This is a genomic window from Pantoea sp. B9002, from assembly GCF_013385945.1.
Classification (GTDB): Bacteria; Pseudomonadota; Gammaproteobacteria; order Enterobacterales; family Enterobacteriaceae; genus Pantoea.
The window spans coordinates 21,975-48,393 of sequence record NZ_JACAPA010000026.1; the positions used below are offsets into that span (position 1 = coordinate 21,975).

The following is a 26,419-nucleotide window of genomic DNA, read 5'->3' on the forward strand; positions in this document are numbered from 1 at the left end:
CTCAGTTGAACATCGCTAGCTGTTGATTAAACAGCGCGTGCATATATTGGCGAGTGGCGATGCCGCGATGGCAGGCGCAGGCAAGGTGGGCATCAGCGCTGCGCAGGTGATCGCGCAGGCGACGTTCTGCGCCGTCAGCCCCGAGCATCTGTACCAGCGTGGATTTACCCTGATCCTGATGCACATCTTTGCCGGTGTGTTTGCAGCCGTCGGCGAGGTCGTCGAGCAGCTGAAACGCCTGGCCGAGATCCTGAGCGAAGAAGCTAAGACGTTGCCGCACCTGCGGTGAAGCGTCAGCGGCAATCGCCGCCATTTGCAGCGTGGCGCGAAACAGCACGCTGGTTTTCAGTTCGTTGGTCAGGGCGATCGCTTCCGGGCTGCGGCTCTGGGTGCCGTCATGCAGATCCTGAAACTGCCCTTGCACTAAACCTTGCAGGCCCACGGCGGCGGAGAGTTCGGCAATCGCTTCAGATTTGTGCATGGCAGGCAAACCGGGTGCAATGGCAATCACTTCAAACGCGCGGCTCAGCAGCGCGACGGCGGCGAGAATCGCCACGTTTTCACCAAACTCGCGATGCACGGTAGGGCGACCACGACGCATCTGCGCGTTATCCATCGAGGGGATGTCATCCAGAATCAGCGATGCCGCGTGCACCATCTCCACGGCACAGGCGAGATCGAGAATGCCATTCTGCGTCAGCTCGCAACCCATATCGCGCGCCGCCAGCATCAGTAATAAAGGACGGATGCGCTTGCCCTGCGCCAGCGTACCGGCACGCATCGCGGCACGCACGCGATCGCTTTGCTGTCCCGCAGGCAGTAAATGTTCGAGATGCGCCTGTAAAATTTGCTGCAGCTGAAGGAGTTCGCTTGTCTGATGTGCTGTGGTGTCGACATGGGTGGTCATAATGGCTATCCATGGTTGGTGAAATTTTTATGCTTTTTGATTAACCGTAGACTGCGTAAGGTGAGTTCGCCAGCGGGTGCCGCGTGGTTAAACCATTCCACTTCCTATAATGGATGAGATTCGCGTAGAGCTGTGATGATTGAGTGCCCGCCCGAGAGAGGTTGATGTTTCGTTTATTGCGAATATTGATTGTTTCATTTATTGCGATTATCATTCGGTGACTGCAATTTGAAACCACAAACTATCAATTGGAAAACGCATGAAAAACTCAATTCTGGATAGCTTGAGCCTTCCGGCTCCGAAGGAGATTGAGGCCGCTTTGCGTGGGCAGAGGGAGCTCGCAACTTATCTATCCACCAAGCAGGAAACGCAAAAAATATCGATTCAGGATGCGCACAACGAAACGCATCAGATTGAGCTGCCAACGTCTGCCCTGACATTACTAATGGCTGTTTTAGGCGAGTTGGCGGTGGGAAATGCGGTTCAGGTTGTGCCTGTACACGCTGAATTGACTACGCAGGAAGCGGCAAATATTTTAAACGTTTCACGCCCGCATCTGGTGAAACTGTTAGAGCAAGGTCAGCTTCCCTACCATAAAACAGGTCGCCATCGTCGCGTGCTTTTTGCTGATCTTATGCAGTTCAAAGATAAACGTGCGCAAGAGAGCAATGATGCAATGCAGGAATTGGCGGACCAGGGACAGGATCTCAATTTCTACTGATGAACCATTCACCCTATGCCGTTGTACTGGATGCATGTGTGTTGTATCCATCCACACTGCGCGATGTACTGCTTCGCCTCGGTCTGACGGGGCTCTACCAGCCAAAATGGACGGCCACCATTCAGGATGAATGGCAGCGTAATTTACGCATGAACAGACCAGAGATCACTGGCGATCAGTTGGCGCGCACGCAAACCTTGATGAATAAAGCGCTTCCAGACGCAATGGTATCTGGATTTGAACCGCTTATTACTGGCATTACACTGCCCGATTCCAATGACCGCCATGTTGTCGCTGCCGCTATACGGTGTAAAGCTGAAGTCATTGTCACAATGAACCTGAAGGATTTTCCGAGAAACCTGATGGCTGAATTCGAAATTGAAGCTCTTCATCCTGACGAATTCATCATGGATCTCTTCGACTTAAATCAGGCACTGGTTTTGAAGGCAGTGAATGCGCAACGCGCCAGTTTTAGACACCCAGCAATGGGCGTTACGGTTTATCTGGATTCGCTATTACGCCAGGGTTTGCCGATGACAGTAAGCGCATTAGATAAGTTTCGTTTTCTCATTTAGCAACGATTAAATCACTACGCTGCTTCAGGGCATGCCATTTATTTCCGCGTGATCTTATTAGCGAAAAAAGTAACAGCAACGCCGTAACATAAATAACTCCGTTAGGCTGGTGGTAAATAAATACCGCTAATGGAAAATAAAATGACGAATACCAAACCTGCCGTGCTGATTATTCAGCCGCTGATGCTGCAGTTAGATGAAAAGCTCACGCAACATTTCCACTGCCATCGCTTATATGAGCAGCAAGACGCAACGCTATTTATCCAGCAGCATGGCAAAGCGATTAACGCCATCGTTACGCGCGGCGATGTCGGGGTGGAAACGGCACTGCTGGAGCAACTGCCGGAGTGTAAAGCCATTGCGGTATTCGGCGTCGGCACCGATCGTATTGACCTCAAATACACTGCCGCAAAGGATATTCAGGTCAGCATTACTCGTGACATTCTGACTGACGATGTCGCCGATTTGGCAATGACGTTAACGCTGGCGTTCTCGCGTAATTTGGTGGCTTACCATCAGTTTGCGAAATCCGGGGCATGGGAAAATAACGGCGTTGAACTCTCCAGCCGCGTCAGCGGAAAAAGAATCGGTATCGCTGGGTTGGGCGCGATTGGCTTAGCGATTGCGCGCCGTGCCGAAGCCTTTGGTATGGAAGTGGCGTATACCGCGCGTTCGGCGAAAGACGTCAGCTATAAGCGCTGCGGCACCATCGAGCAACTCGCCGCCTTTAGCGATTTTCTGGTGCTGGCACTGCCGGGCAGCAAAGAGAATTTGCAGCTGGTCAACGCGAAGGTGCTAGCGGCGCTCGGCAAAGAGGGCGTAGTCATCAACATCGCGCGTGGCACAGTAATCAATGAACCCGATCTGATCGCTGCCTTGCAGCAGGGAATCATTAAAGGGGCGGCGCTGGACGTTTATCCGGACGAGCCGAAAATTAATCCCGCGCTGCGTGAACTGGATAATGTGCTGTTAACGCCGCATATTGCCAGCGCAACCCACGAAACGCGTGCGCAAATGACCAATAATGTGCTGGAGAATTTACTGGCCTATTTTGCCGATGGGAAGATTCTGACATCGGTATAATTTAAGCATCCGGATTAAGATGAAATTCTTATATCCTGCGTAATAATCCCTATTTAGCCATAGCAATTTTCGCTCGGCCAGGCTGTTATGATATCGGCACTTAATTCAGGAGCCCATTATGACAGCACAGAAAATTGCAATTATTGGCGGCGGCGTTATCGGATTAGCGGTGGCGCGCGCCTTGGCGTTGCAGGGCGTTGAAGTCACCGTTTTCGAACAGCAGCACATTGGTGCGGGCACCAGCAGCACGACGTTTGCCTGGGTGAACTCCAATGGCAAACAGCCGCACAGTTATCACCTGCTTAATGCGCTCTCGATGGAAGAGCACCTCAAACTGCAGCAAGCGCAGCCGAACGGTTTGCGCTGGCTGGAAACCGGCGGCACATGGGAATGGGCCGCCGAGGGCGATGCGCAGCAACGTTTGCTGCAGCGCGCCACGTCGCTGCAATCGGCGGGTTACGCGGCGCGTGAAGCGTCGCCCGCAGATGTGCTGCGTGATATCCCAGAGCTACGGGCGCAGGCCATCAGCGGCAGCGTGTGGCATTTCCCGACAGAATCGGTGTTGCATCCGGCGATCTATCTGGCGCGCTTATGGTCAGAAGCCAAAGCGCGCGGCGCGCTGCTGCATCAGCATCAGCGCATCAATAGCATCAGTGAAAGTGCCGAGCGGGTAACGCTGCAGCTGGAAAACGGCGAGCAGTGGCAGGGCGATCGTATCGTGTTAGCCACCGGACGCTGGGCCAATCAGCTGCTGAATTCACTCGGACTCAATCTGGCATTGCTGGATACCAGCAAACCGAACGCCGTGGCCTGCAGTTTTCTGGTGCGCACCGCGCCGCAGCCGCTGTCGCTCACTGCCAATCTCATCTCTCCACAACTCAACGTACGCCCGGACGGCGGCGGACGTTTGCTGCTGCAAGCCTTAGAGCTGGATCACCTGGCCGATTCTGCTGCGCCACCCTCAATCACCAGCGACATCGCCGCACAGTTCCGCGAGCGTTATCACGCGCTGTTTGCGGATGCGGGCGAGTTGCAGATCGAACAGATTGTGGTGGGGCAACGTGCACGACCTGCTGATGGTTTACCGGCGCTGGGTTATGTCACAGCGCATCAGCGCGTGTATGTGGCGGTGACGCACAGCGGCATCACGCTTTCGCCATTGATTGGCAAGCTGGTGGCTGAAGAGTTGATCGGCGATGTGGCAAGTGAGCTGCTGAGCGATTTCCGTCCGCAGCGTCTGCTGGGTAAAAACGTGGAAGAGTTTGCGCCTATTAAGCGTAATTTCCCGGCGGCGCAATAACGCAGCGAGACACTGTTTTTACCGGTCTCTTTCATAATCGATAGTCTCTTTCACCGCCGCCACGGCAAGCCGCAGTTTATCCTTGCTAACCGATCCCAATGCAAGACGAATGGCATGCGGCACATTGATTGAGGTGCTGAAGGGCTCCGCTGAAGATACCGAGATCTGCTGCTGCATTAAACGCTGTACCACGCGTTCAGCCCTGACTTCGCACGGCAACGGTAGCCAGAGAAAATAAGAGTTGGGATGGCTGATAAAATCCTCGGGCGCAAGAATCTGCCGGGCGATCGACTGGCGCTCACGGGCATCCCGTCTTTTCAGGGTTTCCAGGCGTTTTATCGTCCCATCCTTAATCCAGCCACACACTAACGAGACCATCAGAGAAGGGGTATTCCATGTGGTGGCACGAATAGCGCGCTCTAGTGCTGCACGCATGCCAGCGGGGCAAACGACGGCGCCGACGCGCAATCCGGTGGCAATATTTTTCGCAAAGCCGGTCACATAAAGGGTTCTTTCAGGTGCATAAAGAGCCATTGGCGGCGGCGGACGAGGCACCAGATAAGCATAGGCGGCATCCTCAATCACCAGAAGATCAAATGTTCGAGCAATCAGGGCGAGCTGTCTGCGTTGCGCAGCACTTAGAACCCAGCCAAGCGGGTTATGCAACGTAGGCATGGTATAAATCGCACGGACGCGCCTGCGCTGACAGACTTGTCTTAACGCGTTGAGATCAGGACCGTCTGGTCCAGCCGGTATGGCGGCAAGTTCAAGATGATAAAGCGCAGCCAATGCCTTAAAGCCGGGATAAATCAACGCGTCTACCGCCACAACATCGCCGGGTTTTAGCAATCCCATCACCGCAATGGTAAGGCCGTGCTGTGCGCCATTGACAATCAGAACGTCATCAGCCGAAGGCGTGATCCCGGTTGAGCTAAGCCATGATGCAATGGTATGCCGGTCGCTCTCTTTCCCGGCATGCGGCTGATAACGCAGCAGCGATTCAATATCCCCCGCATTGGAGAGATTGCGCAGGGCATCGCGCAGGCGATCGGCCTGATCGGGCAATGCGGGATAATTGAAATTGAGGTCCACCACATCGGTTGCGACCACATGCTGATCGACACCGAGACCCAGAGGCAAAGAAATTTCCCGGACGAAAGTCCCGCGTCCGGTTTCACCGCTGACCAGCCCGATTGCTTCAAGTTCAGCGTAGACGCGTGTAGCGGTTGCTAGTGAGATCCGTCTTTCCGCCGCCAGCGCGCGATGGGTTGGCAGGCGCGTGCCTGCCGACAATTCTCCGCTGCGTATAGCCGCTGCATATTCGTCAACCACATCCTTATAACGTGCTTTCACCGAATGTATCCATGACAATATTTTGATTGTTCTGGATCATGGCGTTTATCCTCCGTAGCGTCAATTCATGAAGGTAATAGTCGCCTTCACTCAGCTACTGAAAGAGGTTTAACGTGGTGATACAAAAGACGCGTCCTGAGTCGATTTCAGGCTGGCTCAACGGCCTGGCGGGCGTGATTATTTTCAGCGGATCGCTGCCGGCAACGCGTATTGCCGTTCAGGACATCGACCCGTTTTTCCTGACTTTCATCCGCGCATCGATAGCGGGTGTGCTGGCGCTCATGTTGATCTGCTTGTTTAAGGTTAAGCGACCTAATTCCAGCCAACTATTCTCACTTTTCATCGTCGCTATGGGCGTGGTGATCGGTTTTCCGTTGCTGACCGCCATGGCTTTGCAGCACGTAACTTCGTCACATTCGATCGTTTTCCTCGGGTTGCTTCCGCTAGCAACCGCCGTCTTTGGCGTCATTCGTGGTGGTGAACGACCGCGACGCGCTTTCTGGCTCTTTTCCCTCTGCGGCAGTTTGCTGGTTGTGGGCTTTGCGCTTTCTCATCTCGCTGCCGTATCACTCAAAGGCGATCTGCTGATGCTCGCGGCAGTAATCGTCTGCGCCCTGGGCTATGCCGAAGGGGCAAAACTTTCGCGTGAGCTGGGAGGCTGGCAAGTTATTAGTTGGGCGCTGATTATTTCACTGCCTTTTGTGTTGATCGCGTCATATTTGACCTTGCCTGAATCCCTGAGCCACATCAGCACTTCAGCCTGGCTTGCGCTGGGCTATGTCTCGCTTTTCAGTATGCTGATTGGTTTTATCTTCTGGTACAAAGGGCTCGCTATCGGTGGAATTGCCGCTGTCGGGCAACTGCAGTTGCTCCAGCCATTTTTTGGACTGGGTCTGTCGGCTTCGTTGCTGCACGAGAGCGTCAGCCCGCTGATGATAGCTGTCACGCTTGGCGTCATTCTCTGCGTCATCGGTTCGCGAAAATTTGCGCGTTAAAGTTCATGCATGTTGGCCGCCCGCAGGCGGCCTCATGCATATTGGATTAATAACGCAGTCGCCCACTAAAACCATTGGAAATCAGCGCACCCGACTTTAGCGTTAAATCGAAATCCTGTTCTCGCGGCTGCAGCGCGTTAATGAAGCTTTCGGCCCATTTGTGGCAATCATGCAGATGCAGATTTTTTAGCAGGCTAGCATGTCGTTCGCGACGCACCGAAAGCGGCATGATAAGCGCGGTATGAATGGCATCGGCGATGGCGTAGGGATCATAGGGATTCACCAACAGCGCGCCCTGCATCTGTTCGGCGGCGCCGGCAAACTGCGACAGAATCAGCACGCCGGGATTGGCATGATCCTGCACCGCCACATAGGTTTTCGCCATCAAACTCATCCCGGCTATCAGCGGTGTGACCAGCGCCACGCGCGCCGCACGGTAAAATCCGCACAGTTCTTCATGCGAATAATGGTTGCTCAAATAACTCACCGGATACCAGTTCAGCTCGCCATGCACGCCGTTCATTTCGCCGCAGCGGGTTTCTAAATCGCGCGACAATTCCTTGATGCGATGGCTGTAACCTGACGCCGCAGAAGCCAGCTGCACCATGGAAAACTTGTGGTGATACTCCTCGTGTTGACGCAGTAAAACTTCTATCGCGCTGATGCGGTAGGGCGTGCCGGTGCTGTCGTCAAAATGGCCGCCGCTGAGGATCAGATTCTCCGGTAAGGTTTCGCGACATTGCTGCTCCATATACTGGCAGCTGTTGCTTTCGGCAAGCGCACTGGTTTCCGCAGTATCAATCCCTACCGGGAATACGCCTACGCGAATCTGGCGACCATGAATACGCAGCGTGTAAGGCGTTTGACGTTCGCAACGGAAGCGGGATTCAACCCAGGCGGTGAAATTGTTCATGTCGTGGGTGGTCTGGAATCCAATCAGATCGGCGCACAGTAATGAATCGGCCAGATAGCGCCAGTTCGGCACCGATTCAAAGGATTGTCCCGCCGGGAAAGGCTGATGGAAAAAGAAGCCGATACGATTTATCAGGCCGGCATCGCGCAGCATTTTAATGCTCGGAATCAGGTGATAATCCTGCAGCCAAATATCATCATCGGGCATGGCATATTCACTGATGGCACGCGTATAGGTTTCATTCAGTTTCATATAACCGATTTGGCTGCTGGTGGAAAAATGCGCCATGTCGGGGCGCTGATGAAATACCGGCCACAATCCCTGATGAATATATTGATGATAACCTTCTTCATATTCTGCTTTGGTTAAGCGGAATGTCAGCGTGTCGAATGCTTTGCCGCTAGTAAAATTCAGCTCACGATGAGGTTCAGTGGTAAAAGATTCAAACTCGCCACTCCATTTCACCCACATGCCACCGCGACGCGTCAATATGCTTTCATAAATGTTAGAAAGCGTTGAGTGATTATTTTGATTGTGTGATACCAAAATCAAGCCTGACATAGTTTTGACCCGTTGCTTATTCTGCTCATGAATAGTTGGCAGAGAATTTAAAAGAGGTTGGCGCAGTAAAAATTGCAGCATGCCGCTCATGATTTACGCTCACAGGCGTTAATGGATCGGTGCGTGTTGACCGCTAACGTTATGCGGATGAACCTGCACAACGTGCATTTCCGGCATATTTTCAACCGGTTTGAAGCCATTCTTCATCAGGAACAGTGAGGCGTCGCTGCCCCAGCCAATGACGGTTTGGCTCTTCAGCATCGCCGGATGTGTCAGGCAGCAGCTCAGCAACCATGAGCCCAATCCGATAAAACGGTATTCCGGGGAAATATAGATATCCCGGATAATTGCGGTACCGGCTAAATCGGTGACGATACGCGCGAAGCCAATCTGACGATCATTACGGTAAACGCCAAAACACAGGCTGCCGCGCAACGCTAAGGCAATATGTCGCTTATCGCTATCGTGATGGCTCAATGCCGAAAATAAGAAGTGAGTATTCAGTAACGTTTTATCTGTGCTGATAGAAAACGCACCTTTAAACCATTTGCGGGGTGACAACATTTTAATGCGTTGTTGTTCTGCCAGGTCAGCAACCGCCGATACGCTATTAATTGAACCGCTGTTAGTGAGTTCGATACTTTTCATCTCGCGCTACCTCTCCGAATCCTTCAGGGCTGTCGATGAAATTAATCTAGCCGACCAACCCGTAAAAATGTCGTAAAAAAGGCGCTGGAAATTATAAAAATTTAATAGATTTAATTTAGATTTCGGGAAAAGGCTGGAGTAAATATTCTAACGGTCGCCATGAATGGCGACCCTACGGTTTGAGAGGTGTATTTATGCGCAATGGAACATTCGCCCTGTTAGAATGACCGCCGTTCAGAGGTGAATCGAAGAGGTTGAGTTGTGTCGACGTTAGTGTTTAGAGAAGCCAGGCTGGCCGATGTGGATCGGTGTTACGCGATTGAAATTGAGGCTTACGAAGGTGATGAAGCCGCCACGCGTGAAAAAATTGCCACCCGCATTGCGCAGTATCCGCAGGGATTTTTATGTCTGGAAACCGACGGCAAGGTGATTGGTTTTATCAACGCCGGATGCGCGTGGGATGTGGTGATGTCAGATGAAGCGTTCAAAGAGTTAATCGGCCACGATCCTGCGGCACCCAACGCCGTGATTATGTCGGTGGTGCTTGATCCCGCTTATCAGGGCAAAGGTTATGCGTCGCTGCTGATGCGCCAGTTTATCGACCTGATGAAGAACATGGATAAGCGCACCATTCATCTGATGTGCAAAACCAAGCACGTTGAGCTTTATAAAAAATGGGGCTATCACTACGTCAAACCGTCCGATTCAGACCACGGCGGCATGGCCTGGCATGAGATGCTGATGACGCTGTAATTCACCAGGTAAATATACCGGTAAGCATTCATTAATCGCACATTCCGTAGCGGCGCGATTTATCGCGCAATAAATTGCGCCGCTACGGTACCTGAGCACACTTCATGCAGCCACACCTTTCGGCTGCGCCGACAGATGTCCCGCCCATAAACTGGCCACCCATTTCACGCCTTTGGCGGTGAAACGCGCTTGTGAGAAAGCATGCTGATTCTCGCCACGTCCGGAGCGCAGGGTAAAATAACCTGCCTGCATATGGTGTTGCTGCGGTGCCAGCGTGCCTTTTTCGCGATACATAATGTTGCGTTCTAACAGAAACTCACGAAACTCAGTTTCCTTCACCTTCAACATCTTGCACAGCTGACGAAAGCCGAGCGAATCTTCGATCTCGACAAAGCGATCAAAAAATTCAGCCTTAGGTGCCGACAACGCAAGTTGCTGCTCAGCCGCCCGGCGCTGCTCAAATTGCTCCGCCCAGGCGCGGGCCGCTTCCGCCGGATTGGTGAAATCAGGCAGATGGGTAAATTGTTCGCGCTGCTGCCAAAGATCGAGTAATTCCGCAGTGAAGCCAGGCGAAAGCCGGGCAACGGCAAGTAATGAATCGCGCTTGTTAAGATGAAACTCCTGACGCACTTCACCCTGATGCTCATAAAGATTCACCGTCAAAGGCTGGGAAAGACGCTGTGCGGTTTCCAGGCTTTTCACCAGGCGCTTCACTTCGCCGTGCGTAATGCCCGTGACATGGGCAATTTCGCGGCTGCTCATCATCATTGATGCATTCAAAGCAGACAGACTTTCCGTGGAGATCATCATCATTATCACCTCTTGCAGACTTACTCAGCCTTGTAGCTGTTGAATAAGTATACGTAACACTGTTTATATATCCAGTATTATTTTTAACCGTTGCTCTAAGATGTTCGGCTTTGCGTAACGTTTCACAAAGTCAGATCCCGCAAACCCAGCGATCTACGTATTCTCTTAAAGTGAGGTTTTAGCGGTTTATTAAATTGTCGCGCTGAGTGCTGTTTGATAATTTTGAGCCAATTTTCCGGGCTTTTATCGGCTTTCTGCAGCATTAGGTGCAGGGCTGATGTGTGCCTTTTTAACAGCAATAAGTAGTTAACTGGCGGCTGTGCTGCTGGAGAAACGATGAAAAAGAATAAATTCAAAACCCATCTGGTCTCATTAGGTTTACTGGCGGAAAAAAAACTGACCAAACGCAGAACGCTGCCCGATTACAATCCCGCCGCAGAGCAGGATATCAATTTAGTTGCACGCCAGACCGCGCCCGCTGCCATTCCGCGTCAGATTTGGATGTACTGGGAAAGTGAAACGCTGCCGGAAGAAGTGCAGATTTTTGTCGATAAAATCGTGCGCGAAAACCCCGCCTATCAAGTAACCGTCATCAATAACCTGAATATCCAGCACTATCTGCCCGATCTGCACTTCGTGCATCAGGATATGCGTCCTTCACATAAAAGTGACGTGATTCGGCTGGAACTGCTGCATCGCTATGGCGGAATCTGGATGGATGCCACCATCATTCTCAATCGCACGATGGACGAATTGCTGGCGGTGAATATTGACGATCGTTATGACCTAATCGCCTTTTATCGTGACAGTTCGACGCTGGATAGAGCCTATCCGGTGATTGAATCCTGGTTCCTGGCCGCGCCGAAAAATAACGCTTTTATTGCGCGCTGGCTGCACTTTTTCCGTCCGATTGTCGAAGTGGGTGCCGACGAATTTTTCCGTCGTCTGCTCGCGCTGCCCAATTACGAAACCATTGTTCAGGGCATCACGCCACCGGATTATCTGGTGGTGTATATCGCGCAGCAACAGGCGCTGCGTGAGAACAATCAGTACAACTTCTATCTGCGCAAATGCGAGGCCAGCGCGTTGCTGTATCAAAGCCTGGTGGAGTGGCGTCCGGTGAAGCTGAGCCGCATGCTGATGGTGGATCGTCTGCCGGCAGTGTTGCCGCCGCTGACCAAACTGACGGGATTTGATCGCAAATATCTCGACACCAACCTGAAATATGGCGTGGTGAACAAAGACAGCTTGTTGGGTCACATTCTGTTAACCAGCCAGAAGGGCGCTCGCCCGCAGACACCGGTTCCGGCGCTGACGAGCAAGGCCTAGCACATCACGGATTGATCAACTGCTGCAGTGCCGCGGCGCTGGTTTCATCGTCCGGCACATACACCAGCAGGCGATCGCCGTTGCGTGACGCCGACCACCAGTTATTTTGCCGCAGCGTCATTTCACCCACTTCGTCGCGATAAAAGCGTTTCACGCGATTCTCCACCTGGCCCAATTCATAGCGCTGCCAGGTGTGAGCAAACTCATCCGAACTGTTCAGCAAGCGGGCAAGAAAGCTTTCCCAGTGTGGATCGCCAAGGTGCTCGCCCATCTGCCCGCGAAACATCGCCACCATCTGCGGCATCACTTCATCCCAGTCATTCAGCGCTTTGCGCCAAGTGGGATGATTGAAGGCCAGCCAGATACAGTTGCGATCTTCAGGCGCGATTTCGGCTAAATCCACACCCATCAAGGCACACCACGCGGCGTTGTAACCGAGAATATCAAAGCGCGGCGTCTCAATAATTGCCGGTAACTGGATCGCGTCGAGCATCTGCTGATTGTGCGCGGCAATTTTGCAGCAGGCGGCCACCACGCGCACCGAAGGTAACGCATGTCCGGCGAGCGAAAACAGGTGCTGCGTTTCCACATCGTTGCACTGCAACGCGCTAGCAATCGCCGTCAGGGTTTTCGGCGAGGCTTTGATATCGCGTCCCTGTTCCAGCCACGTATACCAGGTCACGCCAACATCCGCTAACTGCGCGACTTCTTCGCGGCGTAAACCTGGCGTGCGGCGATGGCGCATGCGGGGTAAACCGAGCCGATTGGGATCGAGATTTTCCCGGCGCGTGCGCAGAAAGGTGCCGAGTAATTTGCGGTTGTTTTGTTCGGTGGTAACAGGCGCGGATGCCAGGCTCATAAGCAGATCCTTCGACAAGACGGGTAGTATTTATACCATGATAATCAAGAACTGGTACCCGTTTAACGGTTGGGTGATGCTATGCCGTACTGACAGCAAAAACAAGGTAAAACCGATGCAGACATCGCAACTTCAACGCACAGGATTGATGGTCCTGCTTGCCGGGCAACTGCTGCCCATGATTGATTTTTCTATCGTTAACGTAGCGTTAGACGCGATGGCCCACACGCTGCAGGCCACGGCGATTGAGCTGGCGCTGATCGTCGCGGTCTACGGCATCGCCTTTGCCATCTGCCTGGCGATGGGCGGTCGTCTCGGCGATAACTACGGCCGCCGCCGCGTGTTCCTTGCCGGAGTATGGATCTTCGGTATTGCATCTTTATTATGCGGCATCGCCAACAGCGTCGGCCTGTTGATGTTTGCCCGCGCGCTGCAAGGCGTGGGCGCGGCCTTTATCGTGCCGCAAATCCTTGCCACGCTGCACATCACGCTGAAGGGCAGAGCGCATGCGCGCGCCATCGGTTTGTACGGCGGCATTGGCGGACTGGCCTTTATCATCGGTCAGGTGCTGGGCGGCTTTCTCATCAAAGCGGATATCGGCGGCTACGGCTGGCGCAGCGTGTTCCTGATTAACCTGCCAATTTGCCTGTTTGTGCTGATCACCGCGCGCCGCTTTGTGCCGGAAACGCAGAACACGCAGCGCGTGCCGGTGGATGTCAGCGGGACGTTGCTGCTGGCGGGCGCGATTGGTTGCCTGATGCTGGCACTGGCGCTTGGCCCGCTGCTGCATTGGTCGTGGCCGTGCATCCTGCTGCTGGTGCTGTTCCCGCTGTTTCTGCATCGTCTGCGCCAGAGTTCGCTGCGTCTGGAAGCGGCCAACGGCGCGCCGCTGCTGCCGCCTTCACTGCTGCGTCTGCCGAGCGTGCGTTTTGGTCTGACGCTGGCGGTGCTGTTCTTCTCCTGCTGGAGCGGCTTTATGTTCTCGGTGGCGCTGACGCTGCAGGCCGGTTTAGGGCTGACCGCGTTTCAGTCCGGAAATGCGTTTATTGCGCTGGGCGTGGCCTATTTTATCGGGGCGATGCAATCCACGCGCATCGTCGAGCGTTTAGGTAAGCGCGGTGCCTTGTTGATGGGCTGCGGCATTCAGATGGTTGGGTTGCTGGCCCTGATCGCCACGCTGCAACTCGCCTGGCCGCAGGTCGGTATTTTCACCCTGATCCCTGCGACGGTGCTGATTGGCTTTGGTCAGTCGTTTATCGTCAGCACCTTCTACCGCATTGGCATGAGCGGCGTGCCGCATCATCAGGCGGGCGCGGGCAGCGCGGTGTTGTCGACGGTGCAGCAATCGGCGTTGGGTTTAGGCCCGATGCTGCTGGGCGGTGTGTTCACGCAGATCTATACGCACGGCAATCATCTGGCGGCGATCACCGGCACGCTCGGCGTTGAGCTGGTAATGATGGCATTGCTGGTGATCTTCACCAGCCTCAATCGCCGTACGTTTCAGCCGGTAACGGCAGAAGGGTAATGGGCAACGCAATCGCCTTCTTTGAAAGCGATTGCGTCAAGAATCAGGGCTTTAAGCCAGCCAAACTATAATTGGCTGGGATCCACTGATAGGCCGGATGATTATCTTTGTTTGCAACACGCATCACATGACCAATGCCAGGGAAGGCATGATGCGCACCGGCGATCCATTCATGGTTGAGTGCAGCATCACGTAATATTTTTTCCCGCGATTTTTCGGCCTCAGCACCTTTCCAATCAAAGGATATGGTCACTTCAGGCTGCGTCATTTGTACCGCCGTTGAATGCACCAAATCGCCCCACGCCAGCAACTTTTGACCGCTATCCTCAAACTGATACAGCGTATGCCCCGGCGTGTGACCGGCTGCGGGGATAGCGGTTATACCAGGAAAAAGCTGCGTTTCGCCGTTGAAGGTTTTGAGTTTTCCCGCACTCACAATCGGCTGGAGTGCGTCAATGGCCTGCTGAAAGCCGCTGTGCGCTTCGCCTTTTGACTGCGCCAGATTGGCCGGATCCAGCCAATGATCGGCATCTTTCTTGTTCACATACACCGTGGCATTTACAAACGTTGGTTTGCCGTTGCTGCTCAAACCGCCGATATGATCGGAGTGAATGTGTGTCAGCAACACGGTATCAATTTGCTCGGGCGAATAACCGCTGGCGCGCAAGTTAGCCAGCAGATGTCCACCGGCATCACCAAACAAGGATCCCGCGCCGGTATCGACCAGAATCAGATGCGTACCGGTGTTCACCAAATAGGTATTAATCGGCGTCTCAACCTGGGTTGAAAGTGATTGCGCTGCCAGCAGGCGTTTGATGGTTTCCACCGACGCGCCTTGCAGCAAAGAATCCATCGACAGCGTTGCCGTGCCGTCCAACAGCGCAGTGATTTCAAAATTGCCCAGCATCATGCGGTAGTAGCCTGGCGCCTGAGTTTTGATTTGGGCAACGGGTAGGGCGAGTAAGCTGGTCGGCAAGGTTAATGCGGCAACAAGCAGCATTTTTTTAAAACGAGAAGTTTTCACAAAAATTCCTTTTTAGTGGTACGTTGAGATGACTTTCAGTAGTCACTTCAAATTATGAAGTGACTAGGCAGTTAACGTCAAGCTACAATCTGCGCAGGTTAAAAGTGATGGGAAAATCAGAGAGGATAGGGTTATGAGCTGGGACACTCTGTGTGAAAGCGTTTGCCCGATAGCACGTTCGCTTTCAATTGTTGGTGATCGCTGGACATTGTTGATCATGAGAGAAATTTCCTTAGGCGTGCGCCGCTTTGATGACATACAAGCGCAAACTGAAATGTCTTCATTTTTGCTATCAACGCGCCTGAAGGCACTTGAAAAAGAAGGTGTGCTGGAACGACGTCTTTATTGCGAACGCCCAAAACGCTTCGAATACTTTGCGACCGGGAAAGGCAAAGAGCTGGATGCCGTTTTATTGGCATTGCGCAGTTGGGGAATGAGATGGGGTGGTTTTGATCCGCTGGACGACCCGGCGGTCAAATTAATCAGTAAACGCACTGGAGAAGAAATTACGGCTGAATGGAGTCCGGCGCCTCAGGATATGCCATTTACCTTTAATGCGGTCGAAAGCACGTTAAGTGAGAAATTTATCGCCGAGCGTGAAGCCAGAAACTCACAATTTCGGGCGGATAAACGGTCGGCTAAAACTGCCAATCCTGTAAAGGAGTGAACTCTCATCTGATGACGGCAGAAGGGTAATTCTTGTGAGCAGATTTCAGCAGGAGCTTTCCACCTTATTGTAAAACAACCGAAAATCCGCGAGTCGCGCTGAATTTACCTTTGGCTCAGCGGTCTTTTTTCCGGAACATATCGCTGCAGTTAACGGGCTGAACCGCGTGTTCAGCCCGTTTTTATGTGGTGCGGAAGCAAGGCGCTTGAATCAGGCACAGGAAAAACGGCAGGCTCACAACAGATGAAGAAGATGTTAACCGGGTTACTTTTTATGGTAACCACCACTGCCTTTGGTGCAGATGATTTCACCCTAAAGGATATTCACTTTGCTGGGCTCCAGCGCGTCGCACCCGGCGCGGCGCTACTGCATATGCCGCTGCGTGTTGGTGATCGCGTCAATGATGATGATATTCGCAACACCATCCGCGCGCTGTTCGCCACCGGCAATTTTGACGATGTGCAGGTGCTGCGTGACGGCGATGCGCTGCTGATCAAAGTCAAAGAGCGCCCGGCGATTGCCAGCATCTCGTTCTCTGGCAATAAAGCGATTAAAGAGGATCAGCTCAAGCAGAACCTTGATGCCTCCGGCGTGCGCGTGGGTGAAGCGCTGGACCGCACCACGCTATCGGATATGGAAAAAGGGCTGGAAGATTTCTACTACAGCGCCGGGAAATATACCGCCAGCGTCAAAGCGGTGGTCACGCCGTTGCCGCGCAACCGTGTCGATCTGAAGTTTATCTTCACCGAAGGCGTGTCGGCGAAAATTCAGCAGATCAACATTGTCGGCAACCACACTTTTTCCACTGACGAACTGATTTCGCATTTCCAGCTACGTGACGATGTGCCGTGGTGGAATTTGATCGCCGATCAGAAATACCAGAAGCAGAAACTCTCAGGCGATTTAGAGACGCTGCGCAGTTATTATCTCGATCGCGGTTACGCGCGATTTAATCTCGATTCCACACAAGTCAGTTTAACGCCGGATAAGAAGCATATTTACGTCACGATAAATATTCATGAAGGCGATGTTTATCATGTTAGCGGCGTAACGCTGAGCGGAAATATGGCCGGATATTCCGCCGAAATTGAAAAGCTGGCGCAACTGCCGGCGGGCAGCTTATACAGCGGGGCAAAAATCACGCAAAACGAAGAGGCGATTAAAAGCCTGCTCGGTCGTTACGGCTATGCGTTCCCGCAGGTGAATACGCAATCGGAAATTAACGACAGCGATAAAACCGTGCAGCTGCACGTGAATGTCGATGCCGGACGGCGCTTCTCGGTGCGACAGGTGCGTTTCTCGGGCAACGACACCTCGAAAGATGCGGTGCTGCGTCGTGAAATGCGCCAGATGGAAGGCGCGTGGCTGGCGAGCAATCAGGTGGAGCAGGGCAAGGCGCGACTCAACCGTACCGGTTATTTTGAGAGCGTAGATGTCGATACGCAGCGCGTGCCGGGCAGCCCGGATCAGGTGGATGTGGTGTACAAAGTGAAGGAGCGCAATACCGGCACCTTTAACGTTGGGCTGGGTTACGGCACCGACAGCGGCATCAGCTATCAGCTTGGTGTCAGCCAGGATAACTGGATGGGCACCGGCAATACCGTGAGTTTTAGCGGCACGAAAAACAGCTATCAAACTTATGTCGAAATCGCCGCCACCGATCCCTATTTCACCGTGGATGGGGTGAGTCTGGGCGGCAAACTGTTCTACAACGATTACAGCGCGGAGGATAACGATCTTTCCGAATACACGCTGAAGAGCTTCGGCGCGAGTAGCACGTTAAGCTTCCCGATCGGCGAAAACAGCAGCGTGAACAGCGGGCTGGATTACGTCTATAACCGCGTCAGCAATATGGCACCGCAGGTAGCAATGTGGCGCTATCTGGGTTCGCAGGGCATTCATCCAAAAGTCATCACCAGCGATGACGACGATGACGATGCCACCGTGGCGGACAAATTTACTGCCAACGATTTCTTCTGGAATATTGGCTGGAGCTACAACTCGCTGGATCGCGGCTTCTTCCCCACCTCGGGCGTGAGCGCCGGTTTCAACACCAAAGTGACGTTTCCAGGTTCCACCAACAGTTATTACAAAAGCACGCTGACCGCCAACGGCTACTTGCCGCTAAGCAGCGATCATCGCTGGGTGCTGATGGGCCGCAGTAAAGCCGGTTACGCCGACGGCTTAGGCGGCAAAGAAGTGCCGTTCTACGATAACTTCTATGCGGGCGGATCCAGTTCGGTACGCGGATTTTCTTCCAACACCATCGGGCCAAAAGCCGCCTATTACCGCTGCAGCGGCAGCGAAAGCAGTTACGGTGCATGCCCAGTAGAGAAATCGGATGATGCGGTGGGTGGCAATGCGATGGCGGTGGTGAGCGCGGAGCTGATTGTTCCAACGCCGTTTATCAGCGAGCGCTATGCCGATTCGCTGCGCACCTCATTGTTTGTCGATGCTGGCACCGTATGGGATACCGGCTGGCAGAACACCGCTGCCACCAAAGCGGCGGGGATTCCCGATTATGGCGATCCCAGCCAGATTCGCGTGTCGAGCGGCGTGGCTTTGCAATGGCAGTCACCGCTGGGGCCGCTGGTATTTTCATATGCGTTGCCTATTAAGAAATATGAAGGCGATAAGTCGGAGCAGTTCCAGTTTAATATCGGCAAAACCTGGTAGATGTATTTAATCCGTTAAAGGTTGAGAGGAGTTTTACATTATCTTTAAACGGTGAAGACAGAATAAAATAGCCAGCAGAGTATAATAGCCGTCGTGAAATGCTTAAGGAATGAGTGTTCGCCAATATCGTTGTTATGCATGTGATGAATTGTATTTCGCCACCCAAGGTTGGGTGGCATTTTTATTTGGAAGAGCGGTCGCCATAAATGGCGTAATGCTCGTCAGTTAAGCGCCTTATCAAATCACCGCACTTTCCGTAGCGGCGCGATTTATCGCGCAATGAATTGCGCCGCTACAATGTGTGCTCTCGGTAATTAGGGGTTTTCATGTCTTTTCTGGCCTGAGCACCGACTTAAAGCGACTCAACCAACCTTAATCCCGTCTCCGCATCAAACAGATGAATTTTCTCGGCGTTGAATCCCAGCGTAATGCTGTCGCCGCTCACCGCTGCGTGGCGACCGGCGATCTGCATATGCAATGGCTGACCGTGCCATTCGAGATGCAACAAGGTGGATTCGCCGGTGATCTCCACCACTTTCACCAAGGCCGCGGCGTTGCTGCTGGCTTCCAGCAGATCGTGCGGGCGCACGCCGAGCGTCACGGCTGCGCCGGCACGTTCGCGCGCCGCCGCTTGCCAACGCGCGGGTAGCGGCTGCCACAGATCCTGACACTGCACGCCCGGCACGCCATCGCGGGCGATCAATTGTGCAGGTAACAGGTTCATCGGCGGTGATCCGATAAAGCGCGCGACAAAGGTATCCGCCGGACGATCGTAAATCGCCAGCGGCGCGCCTTGCTGCACGATGCGACCATCCTTCATCACCACAATCTGATCGGCCAGCGTCATCGCCTCAACCTGATCGTGCGTCACATAAACCATGGTGGTTTTGAAACGCTGATGCAGTGATTTGATCTCGGCGCGCAGCTCCATACGCAGCTGCGCATCGAGGTTCGACAGCGGCTCATCGAACAGGAACACTTTGGGATTTCGCACCATCGCGCGGCCCATCGCCACGCGCTGACGCTGTCCGCCCGACAGCGCACGCGGATAGCGCTGCAACAGCTTATCGATGCCGAGAATTCCGGCGATGCGCGCAATTTTAGTTTGCTGCTCCTCGCGCTTCACCTTCTTCACCTGCATGTGAAACGCCAGATTCTCCGCCACGGTTAAGTGCGGATAAAGCGCGTAGCTCTGAAACACCATGGCGATATCGCGGTCGGCCGGATCGCGATCGTTGATCTGCACTTTATCCATCAGGATCGCGCCATCCGACAAGCTCTCCAGCCCGGCCAGCAGGCGCAGCAGCGTCGATTTCCCGCAGCCGGATGGGCCGACCAGCACGGTAAAACTGCCGTCAGGAATGGTGAGATCGAGCGGATGCAGTACCGACTGTTTTGCGTAGCGTTTGGCCACTTTTACGAGTTCAACACTGGCCATAATTTAAAACTCCTGGGAAAGTTGCAGTTGATGCCAGTCGGGATAACGACGCGGCAAGGTGCTGATAGCCAGCGACGCCACCGAAATCCCCCATTGCAAAGCCGTGGTGAGATCTTGCTGATGCAGCAGGGCGGTGAGAAATCCGGCGTTAAAACTGTCGCCCGCGCCGATGGTATCCACCACCGTGACCGGACGTGCAGGCTGACTCGCTGAGTGATCTGCCTGCCAGCAGCGCGCGCCCTGCGGGCCGCATTTCACCACGCAGCCGCCGCGTCCGCTGAGCTGGTGCGCCAGCATTTGCGCGCTGGCTGGCAGATCGTCTGTTACGGCCAATCCCAGCGTTTCCACTTCATTGAGCAGCAGCCAGTCGCACAGCGGCAGCCATTGCGTGACCTGCTGACGCACTTCGTCTGTCCAGCCCTGCGGCGGCCAGCCGGTATCGACGGCGGTGATAAAGCCGCGCTGCTGTAGCTCGGCGAGCAGCGCCGGATATTCGTCATACAGATGCAGACACAAAAAGGTGCCACACAGCAGCACGATATCGCCGTCAGACGCGGTAGCCGGCAGCTGATCCAGCACATCCTGCGCGGTGAGTTTCACGATATGACCGAGATTACTCAGGAAAGAGCGCTCGTGATCCGAATGCGTCACGCCAACGGTAAGCGAGGTTTCGCAGCTGTAGCGCGTCCAGTGCGCGGCGCTGTGCGGAAAATGACTCGCCAGCCAGGCGCTCAGGCCATCGTTGCCCTGATTGGCGACCGCGCGATGGCGCACCTGCATCGCTTCCAGCGCCAGCGCGCAGTTGCCCGCCGATCCGCCAGGACGCAACTCGCTGTGATTCAGCATCACTTCGGTGCCGCGCTGTGGCCAGTTATCCAGCGTGCCCATAATTAAATCGACATTAATATTGCCCACCACATACAGCGTGGCGGTGAGTTTCTGCTCCATCATCCTTTACTCCCGCCACTGGCAAGGCCGCTGACCAGCGTCTTTTGCAGCCAGATGGCAATAAACAGCGGTGGCACCGACGCCAGAATGCCGACGGCAGCGATCAAGCCATCATCAGTGGCGCGCCCGGCGGTGAATCCGGCAATGGTGACCGGCAAGGTTTGTGCGGCGATATTGCTGGTAAACAGCAGCGCATAGAAAAATTCGTCCCACGCCAGCAGCCAGCCAAACAGCGCAGCGGCCCCCAACACCGGCTTCGCCAGCGGCAGCGTAATGCGTAATAGCACCTGCCAGACGCGCAGGCCATCGAGCCGCGCCGCCTGTTCAATATCTTGCGGCAGCGTATCGAACTGGTTTTTCAGCATCCAGGTGAGGAACGGCAGAATCAGCGAGCAGTAGACGATGATCAATCCGGGCCGCGTGTTAAGCAGGTCGAACTGCTGCAACAGGAAGTAGAGCGGCAACACGAACGCCACCGGCGGCACCATATAGATGGCAAGTGAGGCGAACAGCCAGCCGTCGCGCCCGCGATAGCGCGAGAAGCTGAACGCCGCCGGAATCGCCAGCAGTAAGCAGATGATTGTCGCGCCGGTGGCGACTAAAAGGCTGTTGCCGAGCGCATGCAGAAACAGCACGCCCGGCTGGCCCGGCTCCAGCGACAGCAGCTTGCTGTAGCGGGTAAAATCCCACTGGCGCGGCAGCCACTCCAGCGGCACGCGAGTGAGATCGCTGGCGGCGCTGACGCTCATCAAAAACAGCCAGCCCATCGGCGCTAACACCGAAAACGCTACCAGCAGCGCGGCGGCGTATTTACCGACATGACGCAATTTAACCTTCATGAGCGCTTCCTTTGCGGCGCTGGCGCCACAGTAACAACATGTAAAGCGTGATCAGCACCGCGCACAGCAAGGTCATCAACATCGCGTAGGCCGCGCCGCTGCCAGCACGCAGGTAGCTAAACGACTCCTGATACACGTAAAAACTCAGGGTTTTGGTGCTATCGACCGGACCGCCGCGCGTCATCACATAGATAATGTCGAAGATTTTGAAGGCGTCGATGGTGCGCAGAACCAGCGCCACGCTGAGTGGGCCAACAATCGCCGGGAAGGTGATGGCACGAAAACGCCGCCACGCCGATGCGCCATCCAGCCGTGCGGCTTCAAACAGATCGTCGGGGATCGATTGCAGTGCCGCCAGCACCAGTAAGGTCACCAGCGGATAGTTTTTCCAGATATCGGCGAACATTACCGCGTTGAGCGCCGAATCCGGCGAACCCAGCCAGCTGCGATAGCCATCAATGATCCCTAACTGCGTCAGCAGGGCGTTGATGCTGCCGTAATCCGGGTTGAAATTCAGACGCCACATCATGGCGTTAACGATGGTCGGCAGCGCCCACGGCAGAATCACCAGCACGCGCAGCACGTTACGACCGGCGAATTTCTGGTTCAGCAACAGCGCCACCAGCACGCCGATCACGCCTTCAATCGCCACCGACACCACGGTGAAATAGAGCGTGCGCCACAGCGAGCTGCGAAAATCCGCATCGGTGATGGCGAACAGGTAATTTTCAAAGCCAATCCAGCCCGGCGCTTCACCGCTGCCAATCAGGGCGGCATCGGTGAAACTCAGCCAGATTGTGCGTAACAGCGGCCATGCGGTGAGCAACAGCATCACCAACAACATGGGTGCCAGCAGCACCCATGCCTGCCGTTGTTCGCGTTGACGCAAACTCAGCATTGTTGCCCCTTAGCGCAGACGCGCCGCACTCTTATCAACCGCTTGCAGCGCGGCATCTGGCGTTGCACTGCCCACCAGCACCTGCTGCAACTGCTGCTGCAGCGTGTTGGAGAGACGTGAATAGTCGGCGGTTTCCGGACGCGACAGCATCACGTTGAGCGACTTATCCGCCGCCGCGATCAGGCTTTCCTGATTTTTCAGCACCGCCGGATCCTGATACGAGCTTTTCCAAATCGGCAGACTCAGCGTGGCGTATTTGTTCTGCACCGGCTGTGAAGTCATGTAGCTGATGTATTGCCATGCCTGATCCGCATGCGTGCTGCCTTTGGTGATGCCAAGGCCCATTGAACCGTTTACGGCACCGAATTTGCCCGGCGCATCGCCTGGCGCGGGAACGATGCCCACCTGACCGGCGACCTTACTTTGCTTCGGATCGTTGGCCATGTTGTACATGTAGGTCCAGTTGAGCGCGAAAGCCGCATCGCCATTGGAGAAGGCTTTACGCACATCCTCTTCCAGATATTCGCGTGACGCCGGATTACTCAAGCCTTCATCCAGCGAGCTTTTCATCAGCTTCACCGCTTGCAGCGAGGCCGGGGAGGAGAAATCGAGTTTATCGTTGTTATAGAACTTGCCGCCGAAACCCGACACCAGCGTGGTGTAATCACACACCAGCGCTTCCGCCTGCGACCAGCTCCACACCAGCGGATATTTCACGATGTTCTTCTGCTTGATGATGCGCGCGTCATCCATCACCTGCTGCCAGGTTTGCGGCGGCGTGGTGATACCGGCTTTTTCCAGCATCGCTTTGTTGTAGTAGAGATATTTGGTATCGAGGATCCACGGCATGCCGAGGGTTTTGCCTTTGAACTCAACGGTGTTCATCGCGCCGGGGAAAATCTGCCCTTTTTCGTCGGCGCTGATGCGGCTGCTGACGTCCTGCAACAGATCGAACTTGGTAAATTCTGCCGGCCAGATGGCATCGAACAGCACCACATCGTAGCCATTGCCGCCCGCGCCACGCGCCGCGACAATTTTGTCGTGCAGCGCTTCGTACGGCACAAACTCAAGATTAACCTGCACGTCCGGGTGCGTTTTCTGAAACTCCTGCGTCATGGCGCGGATATCATTTTCGCTATACGCCGCCTGCGTCATAAACAGCGCATTCAACGTGGTCGCCGCTGCCGCGCTGCCTACGCTGGCTAACAGAACCGCTGCAAAACATCCTTTTATGACTGGGTTGAATCGGATTTTCATGGTGTTTTCCGCCTTGATGCAAAAAGAGGGTGTTTTATTAAATCAATTTGATGGATTTAATAACGCGCACAGGTTGTCAGGTTGCTGCGGCTGACATCGGTTAGCTAAAGCAATTGACGTGCCAGGGCATAAATCTCGTTTGCCGCTGGACACTACTTTGCACAGATTTTGGCCGCTGTCAGGTAAACAGATTGTAAAATGTGTGGGTGATCATAGATATTCGTGTGGGTTTGAAGCGTTGCGATTTTGAAAAGGTGGCGATAAGCCGTTTACAGGATGCATTGTTTAGGTGCAGATGCGTTGGGGCTTGCTGCATGAAGGCGCATTTCATAACAGCGAATTGCCGTTATTAGGTGCTGGTTAGGATGAGGTTTTTTGCTGATAGCACAGCCGCGCGTGATAACGAGCATTAGCAGCGCTTGGGGCGGGTAATGACCTGGCTGGATGAACAACGTGCAATATCCAGCTAAACAAAATAACTTTTAGTCCGCTATGAGCGTGAAGAGGACATGCGAGTCAGGATAAAACGTAGTTAGTCATGCCATCAACAGGTAATATGGCGACGCGCGGAAAGTACGCCATCAATATTGCTGCTTTATCGCGTCTATAAATGTTTGGGAGGGTTCAATGTCTTCAGCTTTACAACATCGTTTCATTCTGACGGGTGGCCCGGGGTCAGGCAAAAGCACGATAATTGATACGATCATAAAACGAGGGTATTGGTGTTCAAAAGAAGCTGGAAGAGGTGTTATACAGGACCAGATTAACATAGAGGGTGATGCATTGCCGTGGGCCAATCGAACAGCTTTTGCAGAGCTCATGCTATCTTGGGAAATGCGTTCGTGGCACGAAGCGGAAGGGCAAACACGACCATGCTTCTTCGATCGTGGAGTTCCTGATGTTGCGGGTTATTTAAGCCTTGAAGAGCTTACCATACCGAGGCATCTGGATAACGCCATTGCGAAATTTCGTTATAACCGTACCGTATTTATTGCACCACCCTGGCGTGACATATATGTACAGGATACAGAGCGCAAGCAATCTTTCGATGTCGCCGTCGCGACATATCACGCGATGGTGAAAGCATACCGTATATATGACTATCAGTTGATTGAATTACCATGCGTTTCTGTAGAGGAACGTGTGGATTTCATCCTTTCCAGGATATTACGCTGATAGAACGGTAACTGCGCTTAATGATGAATCACCATGCCTGAACCTGCCATATTCTAGTGAATATAGAACTTCCGCTCCTGGCACAGACCTGCCTGTGAAAAAATCCAGGGACTGCGTTGAACGGGATGCCGACGTTATTCTCCCGTTGACTTAATTGACTGCGCCAATTCAGGACTCCGTTTGGGAAACGGAAAATATTGTACGTTATGATGGTTTTCTGTACTGACTGATTTCAATCAGGCGAAAAGGTCAATACTTTCCTTCAACCAGCTTTCTATTGTTTCGCCAAATATTTCCGCATCAATGCATTTTGTAGTGTCACGCCACGACGGACAGGAAAACCCCGTTCCACTACATGAAAGCCGTGCCGTAGAAAGAACTCTTCCGCAGCCTTACTCACATTTGAAGTAAGTTCAGCAATTCCAAGTTGTCTAGCTTCTTCATGAATGCAATTCATCAGTAGCGTCCCTACTCCCTGTCTCGGGTAGGTTCCTGAGACAAAGAAATGGTCAATGTACCCATTCGGCTGAACATCTGCATATCCAGCTATTTCCCCATCCACTTCAACAACAAAGGGGCGCAGCTCCTTCATGTAATTGGCCCATTGTTCCGGGTCGATATCTGGTGGAGCCCAGGCCTCTATTTGTTCATGTGTGTAGTAGTGTGATGCGATGGTATGTACAGAAGATAAAAAGACCCTGAATAACGCAATTTCATCCCCATTAGTGAACCTTCTGATTTTCATAAAACCTCGTTAGTCGTAACGCGTTCTGCCTGCCGGTAAAGGGTCTGGATGCTACATACTTGAGAGCAACTATAGCCTGTGGCATCTGCTGTTTCCCGGATATTCAGTTTTTTAACCTGTCGGTAGTACAGCACTTTCTGGTGCCTAATGGTTTTAACAGCAAGCGATCTGTTTTTAGTCTGAGTATCTGCATACGTTCATCTCCTTACTCAGAAGGAGTACGGTTTTATCGTAGTTACTCAGGCACCACTCATGCTTTTTGATAACCGCCGGTGGGATTTTCTCTATATCTTTGACGGTACCAAATCCCATTGACCCGTAAAAACCTTCAAGCTCAGCAAAAGGTAAACAGTAAAGAACTGACAGACCTGAGTTCTTAATTAGGAAATCTACCACCTTACGGGCTGAGGGATCCCCAG

At 53.5% G+C, this 26,419-nt stretch carries 25 protein-coding genes; 11 read left to right on the plus strand and 14 right to left on the minus strand.

What is annotated here, in order from left to right; genetic code table 11:
* Position 1: 1 nt before the first annotated feature.
* On the minus strand, positions 2-907 hold the full coding sequence (locus tag HX773_RS14140; RefSeq protein WP_176972046.1) for a polyprenyl synthetase family protein: 906 nt from the start codon (positions 905-907) through the stop codon (positions 2-4).
* 259 nt (positions 908-1,166) lie between these two features.
* Between HX773_RS14140 and HX773_RS14145 the strand changes: the two genes are divergently transcribed.
* From HX773_RS14145 to HX773_RS14160, 4 genes are all read left to right on the plus strand, one after another.
* The gene (locus HX773_RS14145; RefSeq protein ID WP_176972047.1) at positions 1,167-1,628 is read left to right on the plus strand and encodes a helix-turn-helix domain-containing protein; all 462 of its coding nucleotides are present in this window, start codon (positions 1,167-1,169) and stop codon (positions 1,626-1,628) included.
* A complete protein-coding gene (locus tag HX773_RS14150) occupies positions 1,628-2,203 on the plus strand; it encodes a PIN domain-containing protein (RefSeq protein ID WP_176972048.1) in 576 nt (191 codons plus the stop codon). The genes HX773_RS14145 and HX773_RS14150 overlap by 1 nt, the downstream gene beginning before the upstream one ends.
* Positions 2,204-2,344: 141 nt before the next feature.
* Positions 2,345-3,286: a 2-hydroxyacid dehydrogenase gene (locus HX773_RS14155; protein WP_176972049.1), complete on the plus strand. Its 942-nt coding sequence runs from the start codon at positions 2,345-2,347 to the stop codon at positions 3,284-3,286.
* A 118-nt stretch (positions 3,287-3,404) separates the two neighbouring features.
* The gene (locus HX773_RS14160) at positions 3,405-4,586 is read left to right on the plus strand and encodes an FAD-binding oxidoreductase (RefSeq protein WP_176972050.1); all 1,182 of its coding nucleotides are present in this window, start codon (positions 3,405-3,407) and stop codon (positions 4,584-4,586) included.
* Between the two features lie 18 nt (positions 4,587-4,604).
* On the opposite strand, the gene HX773_RS14165 is transcribed toward HX773_RS14160, so the two are convergent.
* Complete coding sequence (locus tag HX773_RS14165) at positions 4,605-5,939, minus strand: PLP-dependent aminotransferase family protein (RefSeq protein WP_176972051.1); 1,335 nt, start codon at positions 5,937-5,939, stop codon at positions 4,605-4,607.
* 119 nt (positions 5,940-6,058) lie between these two features.
* On the opposite strand from HX773_RS14165, the gene HX773_RS14170 reads away from it, so the two are divergent.
* On the plus strand, positions 6,059-6,934 hold the full coding sequence (locus HX773_RS14170) for a DMT family transporter (protein WP_176972063.1): 876 nt from the start codon (positions 6,059-6,061) through the stop codon (positions 6,932-6,934).
* 46 nt (positions 6,935-6,980) lie between these two features.
* On the opposite strand, the gene HX773_RS14175 is transcribed toward HX773_RS14170, so the two are convergent.
* Together HX773_RS14175 and HX773_RS14180 are read right to left on the minus strand one after the other, a co-directional pair.
* Positions 6,981-8,408, minus strand: coding sequence for a trehalose-6-phosphate synthase (locus HX773_RS14175; RefSeq protein ID WP_255433231.1), 1,428 nt, complete (start codon positions 8,406-8,408; stop codon positions 6,981-6,983).
* Between the two features lie 108 nt (positions 8,409-8,516).
* A complete protein-coding gene (locus tag HX773_RS14180; RefSeq protein WP_176972052.1) occupies positions 8,517-9,056 on the minus strand; it encodes a GNAT family N-acetyltransferase in 540 nt (179 codons plus the stop codon).
* A gap of 261 nt (positions 9,057-9,317) precedes the next feature.
* Here HX773_RS14180 and HX773_RS14185 point away from each other — a divergent pair, with 261 nt between their 5' ends.
* Positions 9,318-9,809 (plus strand): N-acetyltransferase, encoded by a 492-nt coding sequence (locus tag HX773_RS14185; RefSeq protein WP_176972053.1) that lies wholly within the window; start codon positions 9,318-9,320, stop codon positions 9,807-9,809.
* Between the two features lie 102 nt (positions 9,810-9,911).
* Here the strand turns inward: HX773_RS14185 and HX773_RS14190 are convergent, their stop codons facing one another.
* A complete protein-coding gene (locus HX773_RS14190; RefSeq protein WP_176972054.1) occupies positions 9,912-10,619 on the minus strand; it encodes a phage antirepressor KilAC domain-containing protein in 708 nt (235 codons plus the stop codon).
* A gap of 336 nt (positions 10,620-10,955) precedes the next feature.
* Between HX773_RS14190 and HX773_RS14195 the strand changes: the two genes are divergently transcribed.
* Complete coding sequence (locus HX773_RS14195; RefSeq protein ID WP_176972055.1) at positions 10,956-11,948, plus strand: glycosyltransferase family 32 protein; 993 nt, start codon at positions 10,956-10,958, stop codon at positions 11,946-11,948.
* Between the two features lie 4 nt (positions 11,949-11,952).
* On the opposite strand, the gene HX773_RS14200 is transcribed toward HX773_RS14195, so the two are convergent.
* On the minus strand, positions 11,953-12,807 hold the full coding sequence (locus tag HX773_RS14200; protein ID WP_176972056.1) for a helix-turn-helix transcriptional regulator: 855 nt from the start codon (positions 12,805-12,807) through the stop codon (positions 11,953-11,955).
* A 115-nt stretch (positions 12,808-12,922) separates the two neighbouring features.
* Between HX773_RS14200 and HX773_RS14205 the strand changes: the two genes are divergently transcribed.
* Positions 12,923-14,332, plus strand: a complete 1,410-nt coding sequence (locus HX773_RS14205; RefSeq protein ID WP_008108065.1) for an MFS transporter — start codon at positions 12,923-12,925, stop codon at positions 14,330-14,332.
* Positions 14,333-14,375: 43 nt separating this feature from the next.
* On the opposite strand, the gene HX773_RS14210 is transcribed toward HX773_RS14205, so the two are convergent.
* A complete protein-coding gene (locus HX773_RS14210; protein ID WP_370463609.1) occupies positions 14,376-15,356 on the minus strand; it encodes an MBL fold metallo-hydrolase in 981 nt (326 codons plus the stop codon).
* Positions 15,357-15,489: 133 nt separating this feature from the next.
* Here HX773_RS14210 and HX773_RS14215 point away from each other — a divergent pair, with 133 nt between their 5' ends.
* Complete coding sequence (locus HX773_RS14215) at positions 15,490-16,023, plus strand: helix-turn-helix domain-containing protein (RefSeq protein WP_176972057.1); 534 nt, start codon at positions 15,490-15,492, stop codon at positions 16,021-16,023.
* A 243-nt stretch (positions 16,024-16,266) separates the two neighbouring features.
* Complete coding sequence (gene bamA / locus HX773_RS14220) at positions 16,267-18,699, plus strand: outer membrane protein assembly factor BamA (RefSeq protein WP_176972058.1); 2,433 nt, start codon at positions 16,267-16,269, stop codon at positions 18,697-18,699.
* Between the two features lie 352 nt (positions 18,700-19,051).
* On the opposite strand, the gene HX773_RS14225 is transcribed toward bamA, so the two are convergent.
* Genes HX773_RS14225 through HX773_RS14245 form a run of 5 tightly spaced genes read right to left on the minus strand, consistent with a single transcriptional unit; the run spans position 19,052 to position 24,079 of the window.
* A complete protein-coding gene (locus tag HX773_RS14225; RefSeq protein WP_176972059.1) occupies positions 19,052-20,137 on the minus strand; it encodes an ABC transporter ATP-binding protein in 1,086 nt (361 codons plus the stop codon).
* 3 nt (positions 20,138-20,140) lie between these two features.
* Positions 20,141-21,085 (minus strand): carbohydrate kinase family protein, encoded by a 945-nt coding sequence (locus HX773_RS14230; RefSeq protein ID WP_176972066.1) that lies wholly within the window; start codon positions 21,083-21,085, stop codon positions 20,141-20,143.
* A complete protein-coding gene (locus HX773_RS14235; RefSeq protein ID WP_176972060.1) occupies positions 21,085-21,924 on the minus strand; it encodes a carbohydrate ABC transporter permease in 840 nt (279 codons plus the stop codon). Before HX773_RS14235 ends, HX773_RS14230 begins: the two co-directional genes overlap by 1 nt.
* The gene (locus tag HX773_RS14240; protein WP_064739811.1) at positions 21,914-22,822 is read right to left on the minus strand and encodes a carbohydrate ABC transporter permease; all 909 of its coding nucleotides are present in this window, start codon (positions 22,820-22,822) and stop codon (positions 21,914-21,916) included. The genes HX773_RS14235 and HX773_RS14240 overlap by 11 nt, the downstream gene beginning before the upstream one ends.
* A 9-nt stretch (positions 22,823-22,831) precedes the next feature.
* Positions 22,832-24,079 (minus strand): extracellular solute-binding protein, encoded by a 1,248-nt coding sequence (locus tag HX773_RS14245; RefSeq protein WP_176972061.1) that lies wholly within the window; start codon positions 24,077-24,079, stop codon positions 22,832-22,834.
* A gap of 627 nt (positions 24,080-24,706) precedes the next feature.
* On the opposite strand from HX773_RS14245, the gene HX773_RS14250 reads away from it, so the two are divergent.
* Positions 24,707-25,255, plus strand: coding sequence for an AAA family ATPase (locus tag HX773_RS14250; protein ID WP_056780964.1), 549 nt, complete (start codon positions 24,707-24,709; stop codon positions 25,253-25,255).
* Positions 25,256-25,529: 274 nt separating this feature from the next.
* Here HX773_RS14250 and HX773_RS14255 read toward each other — a convergent pair whose 3' ends face one another.
* A complete protein-coding gene (locus HX773_RS14255) occupies positions 25,530-26,000 on the minus strand; it encodes a GNAT family N-acetyltransferase (RefSeq protein ID WP_045896579.1) in 471 nt (156 codons plus the stop codon).
* Positions 26,001-26,174: 174 nt separating this feature from the next.
* The coding region (locus tag HX773_RS14260) for a hypothetical protein (protein WP_218168255.1) at positions 26,175-26,419 on the minus strand (245 nt) is incomplete at its 5' end.